We start from the raw sequence: 22,092 nt of genomic DNA on the forward strand, positions 1-22,092 counted from the left end.
AAAGAAAAGAAACTGTATGGCAGGCAGGATGCCTAACCCACAAGAGATTTTGCCGAAGTCTAATTGACCTGAAAAGAAAAGAAACTGTATGGCAGGCAGGATGCCTAACCCACAAGAGATTTTGCCGAAGTCTAATAACTCAAGTTGCTAGTTACATCCTTTGACAGTGGTAATGGCGTTCCCAGGCGACCGCCTGGGGAACGAGGGTAATAGGTAATTGTCAAGAGTAGGCTGCCAATGAATCCAATTACCAATTACCAATTACCAATTACCACCGCCAAAGCTTATAACCAGCAACTTACGTTAATAGTTGTAGTGTCAGCCAGATGATACATGCGGTCAACTATATGATGCGTGTAGACTTAAAGCAAGCCCCGCTGGGGTGGCTATTTTACCGAGTTCTGTTGCCAGATTATGACTTCTTCTCAAGAAAACAACACGAATGAGACTATAACCGTGCAGACTGCTCCAACAGCCACGTCGAGCGGGATTCAGCTCGATGGGAGAATCAAACTTGGGATACTGGGTACGGCAGTTGCGGCGCTTGCCGTCGGGATGTTCGTTGTCTTTTTCTTTTGGCATCACTGGATTGCAACGTTTGGGATGAAATCTTGGTCATCCCATGCGGGTGCTACACCAATCGAGTGCATGATCAAAGATACCAACAGCGATGGTTATGTTAGCTGTAGCGCCATGCTGCAAGGCGAAGTCGTACCGCTGGAATGTGGAGCCAGTATATTCAATATCGGCTGTAGAGTAAATTACGGTTCTGCTGCTGCGCCTCCGGTGCGTCCCCTGCCTAATGGCGGACGTTCGTAATCTGCCCTTGGATAGATGGCGTACGCTATCTCAACGAGGCCAGAAACCGGGTTTCGACATAGAATAGAAACTCGGTTTCTTTGCGTCAGGATAGATGGCGTACGCTATCTTGGGGTACCGTACCCGCCACCGCCAGGAGTTGCGATCGCGATCGCATCCCCAGGGTTGATTTCCACCGTCGCCGTACTGCCCAATTCCTCAATTGTTCCATCGCGACGCTGCACGCAATTTTTACCCACCGTTCCCGCTTCACCCCCGTGCAAACCAAACGGAGGAATAACCCGCCTTCCTGATAAAATTCCAGCCGTCATCTTTTCCAAAAAACGAATCCGCCGCACCACTCCATTTCCCCCGCGATGAAGTCCTTTTCCGCCACTATTTTGGCGAATTTCAAAACTTTCTAAAACCACGGGAAAACGCCATTCCAAAACCTCTGGATCGGTCAGCCTTGAATTCGTCATATGGGTATGAACCGCATCAGTGCCATCGAAATTTGCACCCGCACCCGACCCGCCGCAAATCGTTTCATAATATTGATATCGTTCGTTCCCAAACGTAAAATTATTCATCGTTCCTTGAGCAGATGCGATCGCACCCAAAGCCCCATACAAAGCATCAGTAATCGCTTGGGAAGTTTCCACATTTCCTGCCACCACAGCAGCAGGATAGCGCGGATTTAACATACACCCTTCAGGAATCACAATTTCCAAAGGTTTAAGACAACCAGCATTCAGAGGAATATCGTCATTCACCAGAGTGCGGAAAACGTATAAAACCGCTGCCTTGCACACCGCTGCTGGCGCATTAAAATTACTCTGCACTTGTGGGGAAGTGCCGCTAAAATCTATTTTTGCACTGCGAGTATATTTATCGATAGTAATCGCAACTTGAATCTTGCTACGATTATCCAAACAACAGGTAAAACTACCATCTTTCAGCACATCGATAACGCGACGCACAGATTCTTCCGCATTATCCTGCACAAATCTCATATAAGCTTGTACAGTTTCTAACCCATAATGTTCAACCATTTTGTGCAATTCTTGAACCCCGCGTTCGTTCGCAGCAATTTGCGCTTGCAAATCGGCAATATTCTGAGGCGAATTTCGGGCAGGATAATCCCCCGATGCGAGGATTTCCAGGATTTCTTTTTCGCGGAAACGTCCCGCTTCTACCAACTGAAAATTATCAATCAATACACCTTCCTCTTCCACCGTAGTACTATTAGGTGGCATCGAACCCGGAGTAATCCCGCCGATATCCGCGTGGTGTCCTCGCGAGGCGACATAGAAGAGTAGATCCCCCCCTTGCCCCCCCTTTTTAAGGGGGGGAGAGAAAACAGGACTAATCACAGTAATATCCGGTAGGTGCGTCCCACCATTATAGGGATTATTTAAAACATAAACATCACCAGGCTTAATATTATCTCCTTGGGCGTCAATCAAACTTTTAACACTTTCACTCATCGACCCCAAATGAACGGGAATGTGGGGCGCATTCGCGACTAATTGCCCAAACCCATCAAAAATGGCACAAGAAAAATCGAGCCTTTCCTTAATATTGACCGACGCAGCAGTATTTTGCAAAGTGATGCCCATTTGTTCGGCGATCGCGCCAAACAAATTATTAAAAATCTCCAACATCACCGGATCCGTTTGTACTAAGGACTTTACTTTTCTCTTGTAACAACTAAATTCCTCACTACTAACTTTGGATAAAACCAGATGATTTCTGTTTGTGACTGCCGCTTGCCAACCTGGTTCGATGACATTTGTGCCAGTTGCTTCAACAATAATAGCCGGACCCAAAATCCAGTCACCCGGTTGCAAACCTTCGCGCTTAAAAATCGGTGTTTCGTGCCAAGTATTTCCCGTAAACATTCCCACTGCCACAGGCGCGGCATTTTCATTTATTTTCCGTTCAATTATCGGTTCTTCTGGAATATCACTTTTCCCAATAACTTCAACAGAAACCGCTTCCACAATTAACCCTTTTTCTGGTACAACAAAACCGTAACGCTGGCGATGCGCCTCCTCAAACCGCCGCCGCATTTCCACAACATCGCCAAAATCAACAATTAAAGACGAATCCGTTGCTTCATAACGCAAATGAACCTTGCACATCACTGATTTTTCACGCGGATGTAGGGATTTCTCTTCTTGCTTGGCGTCCTTGGCGTCTTGGCGGTTCAAGTCTTTCTGATCTACGGATTTTTCACGCGGATGTAGGGATTTCTCTTCTTCCTCTGCGTTCTCTGCGTCTTGGCGGTTCAATTCTTCTTCTGCCTCTCTTGCTAACTGCGATAACTGCTGCTGTAATTCTGGTAGTAATTGAGCTGTTAACTTGGCTTCTACCGCACATTCCCGGATGACTCGCTCATCCGCCAAACCCATACCATACGCCGATAACACACCCGCGTAAGGATGAACAAACACCTGCTTCATCCCCAGCGCATCCGCAATTAAACAAGCGTGCTGTCCTCCTGCACCCCCGAAACAACATAGCGTATATTCCGATACATCATATCCCCGTTCTAGCGAGATTTTTTTGATTGCGTTTGCCATTTTATCGACAGCGATTGCTAAAAACCCTGCTGCCACTTCCTCCGGACTTCGCCCGTCCCCAATCTGCCGTGCCAGAGCGTTAAACTTCTGTTGCACAACCTCCACATCCAGCGGCAAATCGGCATTTTCGCCGAAGGCTTTGGGGAAAAACTCTGGCTGCAACTTGCCCACCATCACATTGCAATCCGTCACCGTCAACGGGCCTCCTTGGCGATAACAAGCGGGGCCGGGATTTGCCCCTGCCGATGACGGCCCTACGCGATAACGCGAACCATCAAAGTATATAATCGAACCTCCACCAGCCGCAACGGTGTGAATTGCCATCATCGGCGATCGCAAGCGCACACCTGCAACTTCGGTTTCAAATGTGCGTTCGTATTCCCCTGCATAATGTGCAACGTCGGTGGAAGTGCCACCCATATCAAAAGTAATAATTTTATCGAAACCGGCAATTAAACTGGTTTGCACAGCCCCGACAATACCGCCAGCGGGGCCGGATAATATGCTATCTTTCCCTTGAAAGTTCTGTGCGTCGGTAAGTCCCCCGTTGGATTGCATGAACATCAATTTTGGTAATTGGCAATCGTCCCGATTTGCTGTTAACTGGGTGGCGATTTGGTTTACATATTGGCGCAGGATGGGGGAAAGATAGGCATCGACGACGGTGGTATCGCCGCGACTGACGAGTTTCATTAATGGGCTGACTTGATGGGAAACTGAGATTTGGGGAAAGCCGATTTCTCTTGCTACTGCTGCCACTTGTTGCTCGTGTTCCCTATAGCGATATCCGTGCATCAAGACAATGGCACAACTGCGAATCCCGCCATGGTAGGCAGCTTGCAAAGCGGGGCGGAAACTGGCAATATTAACTGGAATTAATTCTTCACCTTGGGCGCTGTAGCGTTCTTCGACTTCGATGACTTGCTCGTAGAGCATTTCTGGCAATATTATATGACGGGCGAAGATATCCGGGCGGTTTTGATAGCCGATGCGGAGGGCGTCTTTAAAACCTTTGGTAATTAGAAGGACTGTGGGGGATCCTTTCCTTTCCAATAGCGCATTCGTTGCCACCGTTGTCCCCATTTTGACGACGTCTATTTGTTCTGAGGGGATGGGTGCATTGGTAGAAATTCCTAAAATCTCCCGAATACCTTGCACCGCTGCATCTTTGTAGCGTGAGGGATTTTCCGATAGCAGCTTGTGTATTACTAGCTGTCCGTCAGGACGTCTAGCAACAATATCTGTAAATGTACCGCCGCGATCGATAAAGAATTGCCATTGGTTATTGTTCATGGGTTACCGCTCCTGCAACTATTCGTACTACAACTAAAGATATGGTGTAGGTGCGCCCAGTTAAGCAAGCGCGATCGCATTTTCTCACCTAGAGTTGATCAATAGCAACCAGGTACGGTTGAAGCTGCTCAGACAAATTGTTGTCACGGTGTAGCCAGACTACGTTATCTGTTATCCTATCACGTGACACCTTGCTCAATTGCAGACGGTGAGGCCCAATCACACGTTTGGCGTCCACTTTTTTTTTTGCAAAAACCGGGTTTCTCTGAAAAATCGTCGGGAAAGGGAACGAGAGAGCGCAGCAAGAAACTTTGGTGATAGGAGGGTCGCTATTTATCTATGGCAAAAACCCGCTTTCTTTCCCTGAATCAATCACCCCAACCTACAGCAAATCAAGTTTAGCCTTGAGGTTATTCTCCTGATTAATTGTCATAATTACAGATTTAAATGCCGCCTCCCAGCTGTGGGAGGAATCGTAAAATTGCGCTTGCCATGCTAAACAATTTTGTCGCTTTTGTTCGTAGAACTGGCGGTTGTCGCACAACTCTAGCAAGGCATCGCCATAGGCTTTGGTATCATTAGGTGGAACTTCCACAATCGCGTCGCCCACGTAGGATATCCCTGGACAGACTGCTGAGGTCACTACGGGACGACCCGCTAGAACGCCTTCTGCTACAACTTTATTAAATCCCTCTACAAAGTCAGTCCGCGTCGGCACGATAACGACATGGCAAGTCTTGTACATCTCCTGCATTTTTGGCTTGTTGTAGTATCCGTGATAGGTAAAAAAGGACTCAACCCCAGCTAGTTTTGCCTCTTGGCGCCAGGACTCCAGCGCCGACCCAGTTCCGCAAATATCGAACGTAATATCCTCTCTGCCTATTTCCTGAAAGCGCTTGGCAATTTGCAGCAGATCGAAAACGCCTTTATTTCGTTCTATCCGTCCTGCAAACAGCACCCGAAACGGCGATCGCTTCTCATCGGGTTCTCCTACTCCTACAAACTCTTTTGTACTGTAGGTGGGGATGAATTCCACAATTGGTTGGTGCTGACCAGATGTGAGTTGCGCCACTTGCTTTGCAACTTCATTCCCAATCCCCAAGATCGCCGTACAGTCTTTAGCAAAGAAATTTCGGTTCAGTCCTAAGATTATTTTCTCCACCCGACGTTGGGGCAGAAACTTACACCACAGGGTACAGTGTATTGTCGGGATCGCTTTCACTCCCAACCAAGTCATTAGGGACAAGACAAACCAGTGGGTTGTACCCTCCGCCACCACCGCAACATCAGTTCGATGCGCGATCGCTGTCGCAACTAACCGCAACCCGTACCATACTTGACCGACATGATATAACAGACCCGATGCCCTGCTTAACGGGTTCGGACGATGTTCGAGGATGAATTGACCGTCACGCAAGAATTGTTTCTTCTCGCACAAGGATATAACATAGGCTTTTGCCTCCAAGTTGCGACACGCATTGTAGAACTGACTCGAATAGGTAATTGCCACCTGGGATGGATCTTCTTGTGCTTGAATCCAATATTTATAGGTTCCAATCGCATCGCCAGGTCCTGCGGCATACAGTATTCGAAGTTGTTTGGACATTGTTTTACCAGTTGGTTGTTTTCTAAGACAAACAGTATAATAATCCGATTGAGGTATTTTGGTATTGTTCTATCAGATCGCCTTAGTTTCACTCTCTATTGTGGCGAGCAATAAACAGCCTATTTCCTTTGACTAAAAAAGGAACGATTCTAACCAGTAACCTGCATTTTTCCCCAGCCTGCTTCCACAATAAAATATATTTTATCCGGGAATTTTTAGACTTTTATCTCCCATTTAAAGCAGCGATCGTAAACAACAACTAACTACCTCCTATATTGATTTTTTTTCTCGATTTTTCCAAGGGTAAAAATACTTATTTTATCTCAAATTTTTTGTGTAATTTTAGTCCATTTTCTTCGAGTAAACCAGAGATTTTTTAAGGTGGTTTATTTATCAAAACCTTTGCCAGACAAGCAGTTCATCATAGCTTTACGTAAAAGCGTTGTTCAGTATATTAAAGTTTATGTATAGTTTTGTGAAAAAAATATCTGTAGCTGGCAAAGCGGGGCGGAAACTATCAAAATTAACTCGAATTAATTCTTCACCAAGAGCGCTGTAGCGTTGTTCAACTTCGATGACTTGCTCTTAGAGCATTTCTGGCATATTATATGACGGATATCCAGGCGGTTTTGATAGCCGATGGGGAGGGCGTGTTTAAAACCTTTGGTAATTAACGCAAGTTGCTAGTTATTCAAATTGGTAATTGGTAATTGGATTCATGGCTGAGTCTACTCTTGACAATTACCCATTCCCCTTCCACGGCAGATCCTAGCAGTCAGAAACCGGGTTTCTTTGGCGTCAGAAACCCGGTTTCAGAGTTAATTTCTCGCTGTCAAACCCACGATTTTTCAGATCACCAAAGTTTCAATGCCTTGGGATGTAACTAGCAACTTGAGTTAATTAGAAGGACTGTGGGGGATCCTTTCCTTTCCAATAGCGCATTCATCGCTACCGTTGTCCCCATTTTGACAGCTTCTATTTGTTTTGCGGGGATGGGTGCATTAACATCAATTCCTCAAATCTCCCGAATTCCTTGCACCGCTGCATCTTTGTAGCGTGAGGGATTTTCCGATAGCAGCTTGTGTCTTACTAGCTTACCATCGGGACGCCGCGCCACAATATCGGTAAATGTACCGCGGCGATCGATAAACAATTGCCATTGGTTATTGTTCATTCATTACCGAGCCTGCAAATAAAATATATGGTGTAGGTGCGAAAAGTTATACCAGCGCGATCGCATACCTCTGTCTGCCGAGACGCGCACCCCACAATAACTTTAGCTTTTTTTGTCGGGTAGGCATCCGGGCGGCGCCAAATCTTTTTTGCAGAAGTCCAATTTTAAACCAAGCTTTGCTGGCGCTGTGGGGTAAGCATTTCCGGAAGCGTAGATACACCCAGGTGTTTTTTAATCAAGTTGCTGCGTTCGTGAAAAACAGCCTGATCGTTGAATCGCTTACCGTTTTCACCAGCTTCTCGGATCAAATTTGACAATTGCTGTCGCTCTTTGGACAAAGTTACCAGCAGATCGCCGAGTTTTTGCCAATTCCCCATTGCCACGAACTTACCACCGCCAAAATCCCCAATCAGTTCGTCAGCATAGCTATTTTGATAACCTACGATCGGCGTTCCGCAGACTAGCGCTTCGATCAGGCAACGCGGTGATTCTTTTGTCACGTGGGTAAACAGCATCATGTGAGATTCCTTGATGCGCTGGAGCAGTTTATCTCGATTTTTCTCCCATCCAGTTACCTCAATACAAGAATTTAGATCCAGCTTTTCAATCAGCGCTTTCATTTCATCCATTAATCTGCCGTCACCGATCCAAGTGGCGTGAATGTTAGCACCATTATCCCGCGCCTGACCGATTGCTTTCACCCAGTCTAAAGGCGCTTTCATTGGCTCTATACGTCCTGCGTAACAGATGCGGAGGGTCGGTTCTATTTTAGTCCGCAAAACTTTTTTATTCAGCTCTTTTTCGCCAATCCCATCTCCTGGTTTGAGGTGAATGTCGTGAACCAGATAGCTATTTTTGCAAAACGGACTGTACGCCGAATAGCAATCTTGCCCGTGCCACAAACCCAGGGTGCAATTTTCAATAATCCGCTCGTGGTACATCTCTATTAGCGGCGCTTCTACTGTGGCTTTGATGCGTTTTTTTAAACTTGCTCCTCTGGCAGATTTTAAAACCACATCATGCGTTACCCAATCGGTGTGAATAGCATACTGTCTGCCTTGTTTGCGCGCTTCTAGGGCTGCGATCACCGCCCAATCCCCCATCAATCCGTTAATGGCAAATTGGAGATACTCGCTGTTTTCGATTAATTCTGCTAGCTGCGCCCGCACCCTACTATAACAATAAATAAAGTCGGATATTTTATAGGCCCAAGGTAACGGCACTAATTTAAATCTTTCTGGTTTTTCTAAAGTTGCCGTATCGCGCCAAGTCATAGTTTTTTCTTGTGCCGCCAGCGCTTCTGGTATAGTCGGTGCAGCCACAATTACCGACTCAAAATTATCTGCCCACCGTTCCAATCCATTGCAAGCTTGTGTATCAAAAAACAGCCGATTTTCTTTAACCAAGAAAGGAACGGGTAGAACCAGTAACATGCCTTTTCTTTTCATGATTTTTCTCCCGGACAATTTTATTTATTGACCTGTACTTTAGGCTTTTATTTGTTCTTTACTCCAATTACATTGGAGCTAACCTTAATATCTCTTTTAGCTCAACTAAAATCCAACGGTATAAGTACGCAAAAATCAAAAATAATTATTTCTACTGAAGTAGGCGGTGGCTACCCAGAATAATTTCCCAGGACTTACGCAGGACGAGACCATCACCTTTAGCATAGAAACTTTGGTGTTTGCGTAAGTCCTGTTGCGTTCAAAGCCGATGGTTTTTCAGTTTTTGATGCGATCAAAGCCTTGCCAGACAAGCAATTCAGATTTTTTCAAGTAATTTCACTGATTTTCAATATATTGACGTTAATCACGAAACCCAAAACCAGCAGACTAATATCGTGTTCGGTAGCATCGGACTTGCATATTTAATGGTGTATGGGCGGGTAATATCATGTCCGGTTCTTCACCCATAGTTAGGAATAACACGGTGACACGGTGATACTCTGAGATTTTTATTCAGGGTAATTAGGCAGACATCATATAATACCCTCAACCTTTAGTTGTATTGATCAACCCGCCCCGTTCTGATATATAGCGGATTGCAGCCGTATGAGGTACACCTTCCTTCGCAGTGTGCTGGCACCCCTAAAGGTGCCTGCACACTGCTGTTGTGTCAAAAGACTGTACCTGACTGGAAAAGCAATCCGCTGTAATATCGTGTCCGCTGGAATACCCTTAGTTAGGACTGACGCGGGGACGCTAAGGACACGAGGACGCGGAGAATTTTAATTAAGGGTGAAAAGCCGGACATGATATAACTGGTTGGGTGGAACGACAGTGAAACCCAACCTACAATTTGTCTAACTTTTCGCCGCTATCCATCCCCACTCCATAGGCGGATGGGGAATTTCGCGGAATTTGTTAATGTGCAGCAGCGCCGCCAGTCGCTTTAACTTTCTTAAAGAACAAGATGGCAACGCCACTTAACAACAAAGTCCACGCCACAAAGTAAAAGCAATCGTTAAACGCCATCACAAACGCTTCCCGGCGAACAATATTGCTAATCGCCTGAAGCGCTTGATTTTGCGCCGTCACCAAATCCGATCCGCGACTGATAAAATATTGAGTCAACTGGTCAATTCGCTGCTGCGTTGCCTGATTGTATAGCGAAACTGCATCCCCCAAGCGATTCGAGTGAAATTGTTCTCGCTGGGTCAATAAAGTTGCCAATATGGCAATGCCAATTGAACCGCCCAAATTTCGCATCATATTGAATAACCCGGAAGCAGACCCAGCATTTTCTGCTTCAATTCCAGCGGTCGCAATTGTGGAAAGCGGTACCATAATCAAAGGTTGTCCCATCGCCCGGACTAATTGGGACCAACGCAACTGATCGATACCCGTATCGTGGGTCATACTCGAGTTCATAAAACAGCTGACCGCAAATAAACTGACTCCCACTCCAATCAAAACGCGAATATCGATTCGCTGCATTAATTTTGGCACTAATGGGACGATAAATAACTGGGGGACTCCCGCCCACATAATTACTTCGCCAATTTGCATCGCGTTGTATCTTTGAATTTGGGCTAAATAAAGCGGCAAAATATAAATCGACCCGTATAACCCCACTCCCAAAGATACGTTGACGATACTCGCTAAACCAAAATTGCGCCGTAACAATAAACGGAGATTAATAAAAGGTCGCTTGCGGGTTAGTTCTACGGCGAAAAATATGGTGAGGAAAATAGCAGCAACGATACTTAACCGCACAATAAAATCCGACTCAAACCAATCCTTGCGACTGCCTTCTTCTAAAACAACTTGCAGCGAACCCAAACCAATCGCCATCGAAATAATTCCGCCCCAGTCGCCTTGTTTTAGCAACCCTAATTGCAGGGGTTTTGGTTCGACGGCATACCAAACAGCCCCTAGCAATAATAATCCCGGTACGATATTAAGATAAAACACATATTGCCAGCCGTAATTTTCCGTTAACCATCCCCCTAAAGTTGGCCCAATCGAGGGAGCAAATGTTGCGGTAATCGCAAACATCGCTAAACCAATCGGCTGCTTAGCTGGAGGTATATTAGTAATAATAAAAGTAAACGCCATCGGGATTAAAACGCCGCCGGTGAATCCTTGCAAGGCGCGAAATACAATCATCGAACCCAGATTCCACGCCCAAGCACAACAGACGGAAAAGAAGATGAATAAGGCAGCATTGACTAAAAGATACCAGCGAATTGAAAAAACTCGCGATAGCCATCCCGTGAGGGGAATCACGACAATTTCTGCCACGAGATAAGCGGTAGAAATCCAGGAACCTTCTTCTAACGTCGCACCCAATGCTGCTTGGATATCTTGCAAGGAAGCGTTGGTGATTTGAATATCCAACACCGCCATGAACGCACCCAAAATTGTTCCCAGAACCCCGATCCAGGTTTTAAAAGAAACTTGTTGGGGTGGGGCGGGAGGGTTTTGATTTTGCTGGCTAGATGCACGAGTGTCGGTCATTGGAATACTCCGATTTTAGATTTTAGATTTTAGATTTTAGATTTGGTTAATTCATAAACCCGGTTTTTTCAAAAAAACCGGGTTTCTTTCTGGGCTACGAAGTAATGCCTAGTTTGGCATAAATTGGCTGAACTAAAGGTTTTAAACTCGGTAACTGTCGGGCGAAATAAATTGAACCTAAAATGCAAATAACGCCGCCGATCATTAACGTATTCGGCGCGCCGATGTAGTTCGCCAAACCACCAGCGAATAAATTGCCAAAGGGTATGACGCCAAAAAATGCCATTGTATAGATGCTGAGGACTCTTGCCCGTTTATCATCTTCCACAATCGTTTGGACAAATGTATTGCTAGAGGCAAATTGCAGAATGAAACCCACTCCGCTTAACAACATCATCAGTAAGGAAAGCCACATGACGCGGGATACAGCAAATCCCACGATTGCTATTCCCAACAGCGCCGGAGAATAGGCGATGATTTTCCCAATTCCGATGATACTTTTGCGCGTACTCAAATACACCGCACCAAACAGCGCGCCGATTCCCGATGCTGCCATTAAAAACCCTAACGCATCGGGGCCGCCGTTCAATATTTTGGTGGCAAAAATTGGCACTAAAACCGTATATTGCATTCCCCAAAAACTGACTAATGCTAGCAGCAAGATGATGGCGCGAATCGGTGGAAAGCCAAAGGTATAAGCAAAGCCTTCTTTCAATCTTTGTAACGCATTACCGCTAACTGGTTTTATCGTTCGGGGCTTGAGTTTCATCGCTAATAATGCGATAATAACCGCAATGTAGCTGATGCCGTCGATTAAAAAGCAAACCCCCGCGCTATATGTGGCGAGTACCACTCCGGCGGCGGCGGGACCAATTAATCTGGCACCGTTGAACATAGAGGCGTTGATGGCGATCGCATTCGCCAAATCCTCTTTTCTTTCGATAATTTCCGGCACAAAAGCTTGGCGCGCCGGGGCATCAAATGAATTGACAATTCCTTGAAATAAACTCAATCCAATCAAATGCCAAATATCCACCACCCCCGTCAGCGCTAACACCGCTAGGGTTAACGACTGAATCATCGAGAGGATTTGAGTCCAAATAATCACTTGATGCCGATTCCATCGATCGACCAAAACACCCGCAAACGGCAAGAAAATTAAACTGGGAATTTGGCTGGTAAATCCCACAATTCCCAACAACCAAGGCGACGCGCTTAACTGATAAACCAGCCAAACTGTCGCCACTTGCGTCATCCAACTTCCAATCAGAGATAACCCTTGTCCTGCAAAGAAAAGGCGATAGTTTCTCGACCTAAAAGCCGGTATGTCCGGTATCCACTTTCTCGCGCCTATCCCCATGCCGGTATCGTCCTTCAGATTGATTTTATAGTATTATCTTAATAATTCTACACAATTGTTTTCCTTTTGCCATCCTGCTAAAGACTTGCTAATTGCTAATTGCTAATTGCTAATTGCCCATACACACAGTAATGCCGATGGCAGGGTAAACTATGGCAGTGGCGATGCCCTACACCGCTAACGCACCCTACAGAATTAATATGACCTGGTAGTGGACAGTGGACAGTGGACAATTATCAAAGAAAAACGGGACTTAAACTTCCCTCCTTCTAGGAAGCTTGACTAACTGTCAACTGTCAACTGTCAACTGTCAACTGTATCCCATCAAATCATCTGTATTCCCCCACTGACGGGCAGGTAAGTTCCCGTGATAAACTTTGCTTCGTCGGCAGCTAAGAGTAGAATAGCGCCCGCAATATCTTCAGGCATTCCATTCCTTCTTAAAGGAGTCATTTGGGCAGATGCATCCTTGCTTTCTTGAGGTAAAAAAGCCGTAGCATCTGTGATAGTTAAACCAGGTGCTACGGCGTTAACTCGAATGCCGTGGGGGCCTAATTCCAGTGCTAAGCTTTTTACTAAGCCATCCAATGCTGATTTTGCTGTAGTGTGGGATGAAAATCCAGGGGCGGGATGGCGAGAAAGCCCGGTGCTAATAACAATAATGCAACCCTTTTTTTGTTCGATCATCGAGGGAATTACGGCTTGACAAGGAAAGAAAGTGCTTTTCAGTTACGATAAAACTTTATGCTCGAAATCTTCCCATTTATACTCTAAAAATGGAGCGATGGGAAACGGCCATGCGGCGTTTAATATTAATGTATCGATGGGGCCAATTGCTTCAATTACCTGCTGCACCATTGCCTTCACTTCGTCGTTGTTTGTCACGTCCGCTTTGACTGCAAAAGCTTTACCACCTTCTGCTTCAATTGCCTTGACTACTTCTTGTGCCGCCGCTGGGTTACTGTAGTAATTAATGCCAACTGCCGCCCCGTGGCGGGCTAAAAGTGTAGCGGTAGCTGCGCCAATACCCCGACTCGCACCTGTAACGAGGGCAATTCTGTCTTTCATCAACATAGATTTCGATTTCATGTTGCTAATTGCTAATTGCTAATTGCTAATTGCTTAGGATACCAATTACTTGGCTATCACAAGCCTAGAGACCCGGTTTCTTTGCGTAATTCCGGTTAAAGATTGACAGCGCGCATGGCAAATTCTGGATAGCGATCGCCAGATGCAAAACCTAAGGGCGCTATGCTATTAATCGTCGCCAAATCCTCAGGGGTGAGGTTAATTTCAACCGCTGCAATATTTTCTTCCAGATACTTCTGTCTCTTCGTTCCAGGTATGGGGACGATATCTTCCCCTTGCGCCAACAGCCAAGCTAATGCTAATTGAGAAGCCGTGCATCCTTTTTCATCTGCCAATTGTTGCACAGCTTTTACTAATTCTAAATTATGCTGAAAATTATCGCCTTGGAAACGCGGTGAATTCCGCCGCCAATCATCCGGTTCGAGGTCGTCAATCCTCTTAATTTGCCCGGTCAAAAAACCGCGCCCCAAGGGACTATAGGCAACAAAAGTAATCCCTAATTCGCGACAAGTTGGCAAAATTTCATCTTCCGGATCTCGACTCCAAAGCGAATATTCTGTCTGCAAAGCACTAATCGGATGAACTGCATTTGCCCGTCGAATCGTTCCCGCCGCCGCTTCGGAAAGTCCCAGGTAACGAACTTTACCAGCTTGTACTAATTCCGCCATTGCCCCAACTGTTTCTTCAATCGGCACGTTGGGGTCAACCCGATGCTGATAATAAAGGTCGATTACCTCGATTCCCAAGCGTTTTAGACTGGCATCGCCAGCTTGTTTCACATATTCCGGGCGTCCATTAACACCTAAAAAACCGCCATCTTCTGACCGTACATTTCCAAACTTAGTAGCAATAATTACTTGAGCGCGGCGGTCTTTAATCGCCCTTCCCACCAGTTCCTCGTTACGTCCGACTCCGTACATATCAGCCGTATCGAGAAAATTGATACCCAAATCTAGGGCGCGGTGGATGGTAGACTGCGCTTCTGCCTCATCCCGCTGTCCGTAAAATTCGGACATCCCCATGCACCCTAGTCCAATCGCGGAAACGTTTATGGAACTGTTGCCTAATTGACGGTATTTCATATTGCTAATTGCTAATTGCTAATTGCTCAGGATAGCAATTATTTGACTTCGACGCTTACCTTTGCAGACATACCGGGAGCAATTCGCGATGAGTAGCCTTTGACACTATCAGCATCGAAGACAATTTTGACTGGAATCCGCTGCACGACTTTGGTAAAGTTTCCCGTGGCATTATCTGGCGGTAACAATGCGAACTGAGAACCACTAGCAGGAGAAAAGCTATCAACTTTACCTTTAAAGGTTTGATTCGGGAAAGCATCAAGCTTGATTTCTACTTCTTCCCCTGGTTTCATTTTTTGTAGCTGGGTTTCTTTAAAGTTGGCAACTACCCAAATATCGTTGCTGACTATTGCCATTAAAGGCGTTCCCGCTTGCACTCTTTGCCCAACTTCTACGGATTTGCGCCCGACTGTGCCATCGGCTGGAGCGGCGATATCGGTATAAGATAGTTGCAATTGTGCGTCGGATAGCGATGCTTGGGCTGATGCGATCGCAGCCTGCGCCGCTTCGTACTGACGCCGATTCACTTCGGTTTGTTGATTTCCCGCCGTGGCTTGTTGCAGTCCACCTCTAGAAGTTGCCAGTTTCGCTTGGGCGCTGGTAATCCCTTCTCTAGCTTGTGCAACTTTGGCTTGCGCCCTAGTAATTCCTTCTCTCGCGGCTGCTACTTGCGCTTGCGCGCTAGTAACGCCTTGTTGTGCTTGTGCCACTTGCGCTTGCGCCCTGGTAACGCCTTGTTGTGCTTGGGCGACAGCCGCTTGGGCGCTGGTAACGCCAACTCTTGCTTGCGCGACTTTGGCTTGCGCTTGGGCTACATTTTCTTGCGCTTGGGCTACGCGGGCTTGTGCTTGTTGCACCCCTTGCACCGCGGCGTTTCTTTGCGCTACGGCTACGTCGTAGGCGGCTTTGGCGGCGTCGAGTTGTTGGCGCGCGATCGCTCCTTGTTGGAATAAACTTTGATACCGCTGATAGTCTGTTTGCACTCTTTGCAAGTTCGCTTCCGCTTGTTGTACCTGGCTTTGTGCCGCTGGTATCCCCGCTTGCGCTTCTTGCACAGATGCTTGCGCCCGCGGCACTCCGGCTTGCGCTTCTTGCAATGCGGCTTGGGCTTGACTAACTCCAGCAATGGCTGCTTCTACAGCCGCTTGCGCTTGCGGTACTCCGGCTTGGGCGGCTTGTACGGCGGCTTGCGCTTGCGGTACTCCGGCTTGGGCTTGATTCAGCGCCGCCACGGCTGCGGGTACGCCCGATTCGGCTTCCGCCAGCGCGGCTTTGGCTGTATCTATCCCCGCCACGGCGTTGCTCACATCCCCTTGGGCTTGAGTTGTTTTCGCCGATGCTGTTTCTGCCGATAAAGCGATGTTCGCACTTGCGGCAGTGGCTTGACTTTTTGCCGCTTGTAGTGCCGCTTCGGCTTGTTGTACTTTAACTTGGTAGTCGCGCGGATCGAGTTTAACTAGCAAGTCGCCTTGTTTGACTATTTGGTTATCGTTTACCAGCACGCTGCTAACCGTGCCGTTGATGCGACTCGCTACGTTATGAACGTGTCCGATTACTGTGGCGTTGTCGGTTTCTTGGTGGGTGGCTCCATACTGCCACCAGTTGTAGCCAAACGTACCGGCTCCCGCGATCGCTCCCACTCCCAATACTGCCAAAATCCCTTTTACAGGCCGTTTCGGTTTCGCCCGCTTCGGTGCAGGCGCAGGCGCTGTCTCAGGAATCACTTCGGGTGCGATCGTTACTACCCCCTCCGCCTCTTCTACCTGGGGTTTGCTTCCGTTTAATACAGCCGTTTTTGTGCGTTCCATTGTTGCCTTCCTTAGCAGTTTATTTGGTTGTACGTGAATAAAAACCTATTTATTTCGCGTCCGTAATATCTATGATGTTTAGATTATACTGCTTTTATTTCGTACACTAAACATTTAACAAAAATTAAGAATATGGGCTTCTGCCCGCTGGGAGAAAAGGATAGCTAGGAGAGATTAGCGATCGCAAGATCTACCAGTTGGGAAAACAGCTGTTGCTCTTCTGCTGGAATGCCTTGCAGAATCTGCTCGCGCATTTCCAGGGCAATTGGGGGTAAAATTTCTTGGAGTTGCGCCGCGGCGTCTGTCAGCCAGATGCGCCAGATGCGGCGATCGCGCGTATCCCTTTCGCGGCGAATCAGTCCCCGTTCTTCCATGCGATCGAGTACGCCTGTGAGGGTGCCCCCCACCTGTTGCAATTTCTCGCCAATCGCACAAGTAGGTAAACCGTCTTCTTCCCACAAACAGCACAATACCACCCAGTGGAACGGAGTCAGCCCGTAAGGATCGAGTCGTTCTTGAAACTTGCGCCCCATTAGCTGAGATAGCAGCTTAATCCGGTAGCCCAAGCCATAAGGGGCGCAGACTTGTCGCAACTGTTTTGGTAGGGTTGGCTTAATAGATGCAGAAGTCATGGCGGCTAGGGTAATTGTTTAGTATACTAAATATAAGTATAAGAGATATTTGGGGATTGTGTCAAGCAACCAAAGAATATAAGCCGAAGATTTTCGGAAACAACCTTGACCTATAGTGATGAGGTCGCTACTGGCAATACAGATTTTGGTTCTGCCGTACTTAGCGTGCTAAAATGTTAGAAAATCCAGAAAAACCAGGGAATTTGGCATTAATTATCAAAAGAGTGATGACTAAATTACTAAAATTACCTGGTGTGATAGTAGAAGATAGTAAACAAACAGAAGAAACATTAATATTGTCTGTAAGAATAGAGAAAAAAACAGCAGCTTGCCCCCGTTGTGGCGAGATAAGTCATCGCGTTCATCAAAATAAAAGCCATCTAGTAAGAGATTTACCGATGGGGGATAGAGAAGTTATTTTGAAGGTAAATCGGCGAAGATTTAAGTGTGAGAAATGCCAAAAACCTTTGTTTGAGCGAAACTTTGGATTTTGTAGGAGAAAGAAAACGTTTTACTTATAGATATGCCGAGGTGATTACAGAGCAAGTTATTCATAGTGACGCGAGCAATGTAGCAAAAAACAATGGATTAACAGAAGAAGAAGTCTGGTCAATGGTAATAGCTGTAGCTAAAAAAATCCGGCCAGTTGATGTAAAAGATTTAAAAGTTTTAGGAATAGATGAAATTAGTTTAGTAAAAGGGCCAGGAAAATTTATTGTCGTTTTAGTAGACTTAGAAACACATAAGTTAGTGGGATTAGTGTCATCTCGAAACCAGTCACATATAGAAAAAGTGATGCAGCAATGGGGAGAAAAAATATTGTTTCAGATAGAAGAAGTCAGTATGGATATGAGTGGTAATTATAAATCCTTAGTCCAAAAAATCTGTCCGGCAGTAGTAACTGTGGATAGATTTCATGTGAAAAAAATAGTTCATGAAGAGTTAAACTCTGCTAGAATTGCTCAAAAGAAAACAGCAGAATCACTAAATGCTAAAGAAAGAGCTAAACTATTTAGTAGTTTAAAAGGAAGTAAATATACATTGCTGAAAGCTGAGGATAAGTTATCGGCTCAGAAAAAAAATTATAACAGGTTAAAGAGGCTTCACCGAGTGGAGCAATTATGCATGACTTGAAAGAAGAATTTCATCTCTTATTTGAGTCAAGTAAAAACTAGGGAGAAGGAACATTAAAATTAATTGATTGGTTAAAGAAAGCTGAACCATATTACCGCAATAGTGTCTCAACGATTAAGCGTTGGTTTGCCGAAGTAGTAGGCTAGTTTGAGAGGAAAATAACTAATGGAGTAGTGGAAGGTATTAATAACAAATTAAAATTGTTAAAACCTTGTGGCTTTGGCTTTAAGAATTTTTATACTTTTGAAGTAAGGGCATTACTTTTCTGGCATTTTCCTCAAAATTTAGCACACTAAGTACGGCAGAACCATCTTCCTTCCCCCAACCGATCGACTGGCGCATCGACTACACCGCCACAATGGGTCAATTGCTAAGAGAAAATATCTTAGCTAGTACCATTTTCAAAGAACAACAACCGATTGGTTTATATTCCCATCGAGGTCATGCATCGTTCGTATTAGCAGCAGTGGCAGTGCTAACACTTGTGAGTTGGAAGTGGAAGTGGATAAGTAAGCGAAAGGCAGTACTCGCGTTATCTCTAATTATGCCAGCGCTGTTGCTGACCTTTACCAGAGCGGGAGTACTCGCTTTAATTGTGGCAGGCGTTTACTGGCTTTACTGTGAGGAAAAAGCTAAACTTTATCGCAGAGTAATACTTGTCAGTGTCTTGGTAGCTTTGTTATTTGTCGGTGCAGTTTCATTTACCCGCAAAATTTCTGCACTTGATCGATACAACTTCGACAGTAAGACAGTAGCAATCAAATATCTCACTTCAGATCGGTATTGGTTATGGCAGCAATCTATAACTGGTATAAAAAAGCGCCCCCTACTCGGATGGGGATTTAATGGTTTTGGCATCGCTTATCCGTATATCCAAAACCCCAATCGGACGCCAAATATTGTGAATTTGGGTGACTTCAGTTTTGACTTGTGGGGTAAAAATGGACAATTACGCACAATGCCAATACCTACTTATAAAGCGCACAATCTGATTTTAGACACGACTTTATCGGTAGGCGTTTTGGGTTTATTTTGTTACGGTGGGTTGCTGGTATTTTGTTTTAGACTTGTGCAATTGTCGCCAATCGGCGGTATTGAAGCAGTAGCAGTGGCTTATATTGCATTCACTTTTACCTGGTTTGAGTGCGCCCAATTTACCCATATTGCTTGGTGGGTACTCAGTCTTTGGGGAGTAAAGGAAGTAAATGTTGGTAAATAAACTGAATATTTTGCCAAAGTGTCAAGGGGGGCACAACAGGGGGGGATCTAAGCTACTCCGTACCCAGTATAAGGACGCTTGTAAGGTGGATGCAACCCCAAGACGATATCCTGCGGCGCAACGCCCATCTCTACTAATTCCCGCGCAACATCCACATCGGTCATATTACGCTGAATCCAAATCTTGCCATCTTTGATATCAAAGTGCATGAAACAATTGTAAACTCGCTTGAGTCCTTCCCATCCAACATCTAAAAGCTGATAATGGTCGCGTTCCACATCAAAAATCAGCTGACATTCGATATCCGAATTACTATCAAAAAGCGTGGCGTGTTCGGTTAGTAATTTACGAATACATTGGCGATAATGTTCTAGTCTTTCCATGCAACAATCGCCGCCTTGAGAGGATCGTATACCAATAATTTAATTTGATATAGCTTGACAGCCTCCTGAGTAAATCGCTCTTGAAAGAAGGTATCAAATGTTTCCAAAGGCACTGCTAAGTAAAGAGTTCTGTCTGGCTCATATCATCTCCCTTTGATTACCCATAGTTGGGACTGACGCAAAGACGCGGGGACAGGGAGACGCGGAGAGTTTTAATTATGGGTGATTTCCAAGACATCATATCACTCATTTGCAAAGCGAGGCGATAATTTAAAAATTGCCCCAGTGCCGAGTGAAAGTCAGTGATGGCAGAGCTATTGAGAAAACTTTTAACTTCGAAGGCAATTTTTCGCCCTGCCTTCTCGGCTGCAAATACCTTTTCTGCTGCCAAGTCAATTTCAAGTTTGACACCCTCAATCTTAATTATGAGCGGATCGGCTGTGATTACCCACCTAAAGAAAAACGGGAGCATGGGAGCCTCGCATCTTTAGATCGAGGAGGAAATGCGACACGAGCAGTTTTAACTGCCGTGTCAATATCAAAAAGCATACGAATAACCATCCTTTTTATGAATTGTTTTGCAAAACCTGTGATGAATGTCGGTGACTCGACCTAATTTAGTCCCAATATCAAAACTTCCTCTGGTTTGGCACAACACGCGACCAACATACTGACCAATCTTCTTGCCAGACGTGACAACGACTTTTGCAATATCGCCTGTCCTGAAGCCAAAATGAACTTGCTTTCGTTCCCTGGGCCAGATGCGGAAAGCCATATTTATCCGTACCGCACATTTGGCGAGTTCCCCATCCAGTGCATTTAATTCTCAGTGGTTGGGTTGTCAATAAATTCAGCTTTTCAACTTTGCCAACACAAGCTGCATCAATCCAATGTTGTTTAGGTAGCTCAAACCTGACTCGGTTGTACTTAGTTCGTCCGCCCGTCCCCGTCGTTGTGAGCAGAATATCTTTTAAGGTGTGAAACAGTTTCCATCGAGTTGAGTTTACGGCTGCCGCATCTTTCAGTGGCTTTTTGGCTTGTTGTTTTATATGCTTCAACCTAGATGCATCTTTTTTGAGGAACTCATCTATTGATTTGGTTCCTTTCTTGGTATTGCATCGCTCACACGACAAAGTGAGATTCGATACTCGGTTGGAACCACCTTTGGCGCGGGGGTGGATATGTTCAATTTGGAGTGTTCCACCTTCTTTATCGCAGTAAGCGCATTTGCGCCCCCATTTCTCTAACAGATATTCCCGCACCTCGTAACCAAATAGTTCGCCCTGTTGATATTCAACGCCATCAATTTCTGGATTTTGCAAAGCTTGGGTATCAAACTTAACCAACTCCATTGCGATAGATGTGATTGGGGCATAACGACAAAGCCGTTTGACCCAAGTCTCAATTGTCAAAACGCGATGCATCAACGATGGAGCTAACCAGCCTTCTGACATGTAGCGGTTATTGAATCTGGGTTGACGATATCTAGTTTTGCGGTTACGACGACTACGACGCAATGACCGTCTTGATTCCAAAGAGTCTTTGATTTGCCAACCTCTATGTTCCAACTCGGCTGCCCAGATGACATTTTCTCCATCTAAAACCGCAATCCCAGTAAATCTAGAGCCTGGGTCAAGCTTGATGGTCAATGGTCTGAGTGTTGGGTTTAAAACAGCGTGTTTGAGTATCAGTGTGAACGGATACATCCTGAATACAGCCGCTTTTTGCTTGGTCAATAACTCCCTGGCTCGTTTGGGAGTGACAGGGTTGAGAGGTTGTTTATTGGTGTCTAAAACGAATACGTGATTTTGCATTTCTGCTCAATAAAGTAATGTTTGCTTCGACAAGGTTAGAGGTCGGTAACTATCCAAATGACACTGACTTAACCCATAAATCTGTTTAATCATCTGGTTCTAGAGTTCAGGACTAGCAAGCATCCTGAAGTAGGTCTTTAACTCTTGCCTCTA

The 22,092-nt window shown here is 45.6% G+C and carries 16 protein-coding genes and 3 pseudogenes; 5 read left to right on the top strand and 14 right to left on the bottom strand.

Annotated features, from left to right (window positions below):
• The first annotated feature begins 414 nt into the window (after nucleotides 1-414).
• Entirely contained in the window at nucleotides 415-819 is a 405-nt protein-coding gene (locus ACE1CM_RS12180; protein ID WP_226587798.1) for a hypothetical protein, read from the top strand.
• A gap of 104 nt (nucleotides 820-923) precedes the next feature.
• On the opposite strand, the gene ACE1CM_RS12185 is transcribed toward ACE1CM_RS12180, so the two are convergent.
• The 10 genes and pseudogenes from ACE1CM_RS12185 to ACE1CM_RS12230 all read right to left on the bottom strand — a co-directional run bounded on the left by ACE1CM_RS12185 (nucleotide 924) and on the right by ACE1CM_RS12230 (nucleotide 17,389).
• Nucleotides 924-4,676: a hydantoinase B/oxoprolinase family protein gene (locus ACE1CM_RS12185; protein ID WP_374877739.1), complete on the bottom strand. Its 3,753-nt coding sequence runs from the start codon at nucleotides 4,674-4,676 to the stop codon at nucleotides 924-926.
• A gap of 382 nt (nucleotides 4,677-5,058) precedes the next feature.
• Nucleotides 5,059-6,282 (bottom strand): glycosyltransferase family 4 protein, encoded by a 1,224-nt coding sequence (locus tag ACE1CM_RS12190; protein WP_374877740.1) that lies wholly within the window; start codon nucleotides 6,280-6,282, stop codon nucleotides 5,059-5,061.
• Between the two features lie 898 nt (nucleotides 6,283-7,180).
• Nucleotides 7,181-7,456: pseudogene (locus tag ACE1CM_RS12195) on the bottom strand (hydantoinase/oxoprolinase N-terminal domain-containing protein); the annotation flags it as partial.
• A 164-nt stretch (nucleotides 7,457-7,620) separates the two neighbouring features.
• Entirely contained in the window at nucleotides 7,621-8,904 is a 1,284-nt protein-coding gene (locus tag ACE1CM_RS12200; protein WP_374877741.1) for a glycosyltransferase, read from the bottom strand.
• 918 nt (nucleotides 8,905-9,822) lie between these two features.
• Entirely contained in the window at nucleotides 9,823-11,418 is a 1,596-nt protein-coding gene (locus tag ACE1CM_RS12205; protein ID WP_374877742.1) for a DHA2 family efflux MFS transporter permease subunit, read from the bottom strand.
• A gap of 94 nt (nucleotides 11,419-11,512) precedes the next feature.
• Nucleotides 11,513-12,778, bottom strand: coding sequence for an MFS transporter (locus ACE1CM_RS12210; protein ID WP_374877743.1), 1,266 nt, complete (start codon nucleotides 12,776-12,778; stop codon nucleotides 11,513-11,515).
• Between the two features lie 324 nt (nucleotides 12,779-13,102).
• Nucleotides 13,103-13,867 (bottom strand): annotated as a pseudogene (locus tag ACE1CM_RS12215) (SDR family NAD(P)-dependent oxidoreductase).
• Between the two features lie 95 nt (nucleotides 13,868-13,962).
• Nucleotides 13,963-14,949 (bottom strand): aldo/keto reductase, encoded by a 987-nt coding sequence (locus ACE1CM_RS12220; protein ID WP_374877745.1) that lies wholly within the window; start codon nucleotides 14,947-14,949, stop codon nucleotides 13,963-13,965.
• A 38-nt stretch (nucleotides 14,950-14,987) separates the two neighbouring features.
• Nucleotides 14,988-16,757 (bottom strand): HlyD family efflux transporter periplasmic adaptor subunit, encoded by a 1,770-nt coding sequence (locus tag ACE1CM_RS12225; protein WP_374877747.1) that lies wholly within the window; start codon nucleotides 16,755-16,757, stop codon nucleotides 14,988-14,990.
• 164 nt (nucleotides 16,758-16,921) lie between these two features.
• Nucleotides 16,922-17,389: a MarR family winged helix-turn-helix transcriptional regulator gene (locus ACE1CM_RS12230; RefSeq protein ID WP_374877749.1), complete on the bottom strand. Its 468-nt coding sequence runs from the start codon at nucleotides 17,387-17,389 to the stop codon at nucleotides 16,922-16,924.
• Between the two features lie 173 nt (nucleotides 17,390-17,562).
• Here ACE1CM_RS12230 and ACE1CM_RS12235 point away from each other — a divergent pair, with 173 nt between their 5' ends.
• From ACE1CM_RS12235 to ACE1CM_RS12250, 4 genes are all read left to right on the top strand, one after another.
• Nucleotides 17,563-17,910, top strand: coding sequence for a transposase family protein (locus ACE1CM_RS12235; RefSeq protein WP_374877750.1), 348 nt, complete (start codon nucleotides 17,563-17,565; stop codon nucleotides 17,908-17,910).
• Entirely contained in the window at nucleotides 17,861-18,523 is a 663-nt protein-coding gene (locus tag ACE1CM_RS12240; protein WP_374877751.1) for a transposase, read from the top strand. The genes ACE1CM_RS12235 and ACE1CM_RS12240 overlap by 50 nt, the downstream gene beginning before the upstream one ends.
• Nucleotides 18,524-18,681: 158 nt before the next feature.
• Nucleotides 18,682-18,819, top strand: coding sequence for a transposase (locus ACE1CM_RS12245; RefSeq protein WP_374877758.1), 138 nt, complete (start codon nucleotides 18,682-18,684; stop codon nucleotides 18,817-18,819).
• 62 nt (nucleotides 18,820-18,881) lie between these two features.
• Entirely contained in the window at nucleotides 18,882-19,742 is an 861-nt protein-coding gene (locus ACE1CM_RS12250) for an O-antigen ligase family protein (protein ID WP_374877752.1), read from the top strand.
• A gap of 47 nt (nucleotides 19,743-19,789) precedes the next feature.
• Here ACE1CM_RS12250 and ACE1CM_RS12255 read toward each other — a convergent pair whose 3' ends face one another.
• The 4 genes and pseudogenes from ACE1CM_RS12255 to iscB form a co-directional block, all read right to left on the bottom strand.
• Nucleotides 19,790-20,125, bottom strand: a complete 336-nt coding sequence (locus tag ACE1CM_RS12255; RefSeq protein WP_374877753.1) for a XisI protein — start codon at nucleotides 20,123-20,125, stop codon at nucleotides 19,790-19,792.
• Nucleotides 20,113-20,238 (bottom strand): element excision factor XisH family protein, encoded by a 126-nt coding sequence (locus tag ACE1CM_RS12260; protein WP_374877754.1) that lies wholly within the window; start codon nucleotides 20,236-20,238, stop codon nucleotides 20,113-20,115. The genes ACE1CM_RS12255 and ACE1CM_RS12260 overlap by 13 nt, the downstream gene beginning before the upstream one ends.
• A gap of 44 nt (nucleotides 20,239-20,282) precedes the next feature.
• A complete protein-coding gene (locus ACE1CM_RS12265) occupies nucleotides 20,283-20,597 on the bottom strand; it encodes an element excision factor XisH family protein (protein ID WP_374877756.1) in 315 nt (104 codons plus the stop codon).
• Nucleotides 20,598-20,663: 66 nt separating this feature from the next.
• Nucleotides 20,664-21,939: pseudogene (gene iscB / locus ACE1CM_RS12270) on the bottom strand (RNA-guided endonuclease IscB).
• Between the last annotated feature and the right edge of the window lie 153 nt (nucleotides 21,940-22,092).

Source organism: Microseira sp. BLCC-F43, assembly GCF_041929235.1.
GTDB lineage: Bacteria > Cyanobacteriota > Cyanobacteriia > Cyanobacteriales > Aerosakkonemataceae > Microseira.

Bases quoted from the DNA above. Each gene is read 5' to 3' on its own strand.
- ACE1CM_RS12180 (WP_226587798.1), top strand. From the start codon at position 415: ATGACTTCTTCTCAAGAAAACAACACGAATGAGACTATAACCGTGCAG.
- ACE1CM_RS12185 (WP_374877739.1), bottom strand. From the start codon at position 4,676: ATGAACAATAACCAATGGCAATTCTTTATCGATCGCGGCGGTACATTT.
- ACE1CM_RS12190 (WP_374877740.1), bottom strand. From the start codon at position 6,282: ATGTCCAAACAACTTCGAATACTGTATGCCGCAGGACCTGGCGATGCG.
- ACE1CM_RS12200 (WP_374877741.1), bottom strand. From the start codon at position 8,904: ATGAAAAGAAAAGGCATGTTACTGGTTCTACCCGTTCCTTTCTTGGTT.
- ACE1CM_RS12205 (WP_374877742.1), bottom strand. From the start codon at position 11,418: ATGACCGACACTCGTGCATCTAGCCAGCAAAATCAAAACCCTCCCGCC.
- ACE1CM_RS12210 (WP_374877743.1), bottom strand. From the start codon at position 12,778: ATGGGGATAGGCGCGAGAAAGTGGATACCGGACATACCGGCTTTTAGG.
- ACE1CM_RS12220 (WP_374877745.1), bottom strand. From the start codon at position 14,949: ATGAAATACCGTCAATTAGGCAACAGTTCCATAAACGTTTCCGCGATT.
- ACE1CM_RS12225 (WP_374877747.1), bottom strand. From the start codon at position 16,757: ATGGAACGCACAAAAACGGCTGTATTAAACGGAAGCAAACCCCAGGTA.
- ACE1CM_RS12230 (WP_374877749.1), bottom strand. From the start codon at position 17,389: ATGACTTCTGCATCTATTAAGCCAACCCTACCAAAACAGTTGCGACAA.
- ACE1CM_RS12235 (WP_374877750.1), top strand. From the start codon at position 17,563: ATGTTAGAAAATCCAGAAAAACCAGGGAATTTGGCATTAATTATCAAA.
- ACE1CM_RS12250 (WP_374877752.1), top strand. From the start codon at position 18,882: ATGGGTCAATTGCTAAGAGAAAATATCTTAGCTAGTACCATTTTCAAA.
- ACE1CM_RS12255 (WP_374877753.1), bottom strand. From the start codon at position 20,125: ATGGAAAGACTAGAACATTATCGCCAATGTATTCGTAAATTACTAACC.
- ACE1CM_RS12265 (WP_374877756.1), bottom strand. From the start codon at position 20,597: ATGCTCCCGTTTTTCTTTAGGTGGGTAATCACAGCCGATCCGCTCATA.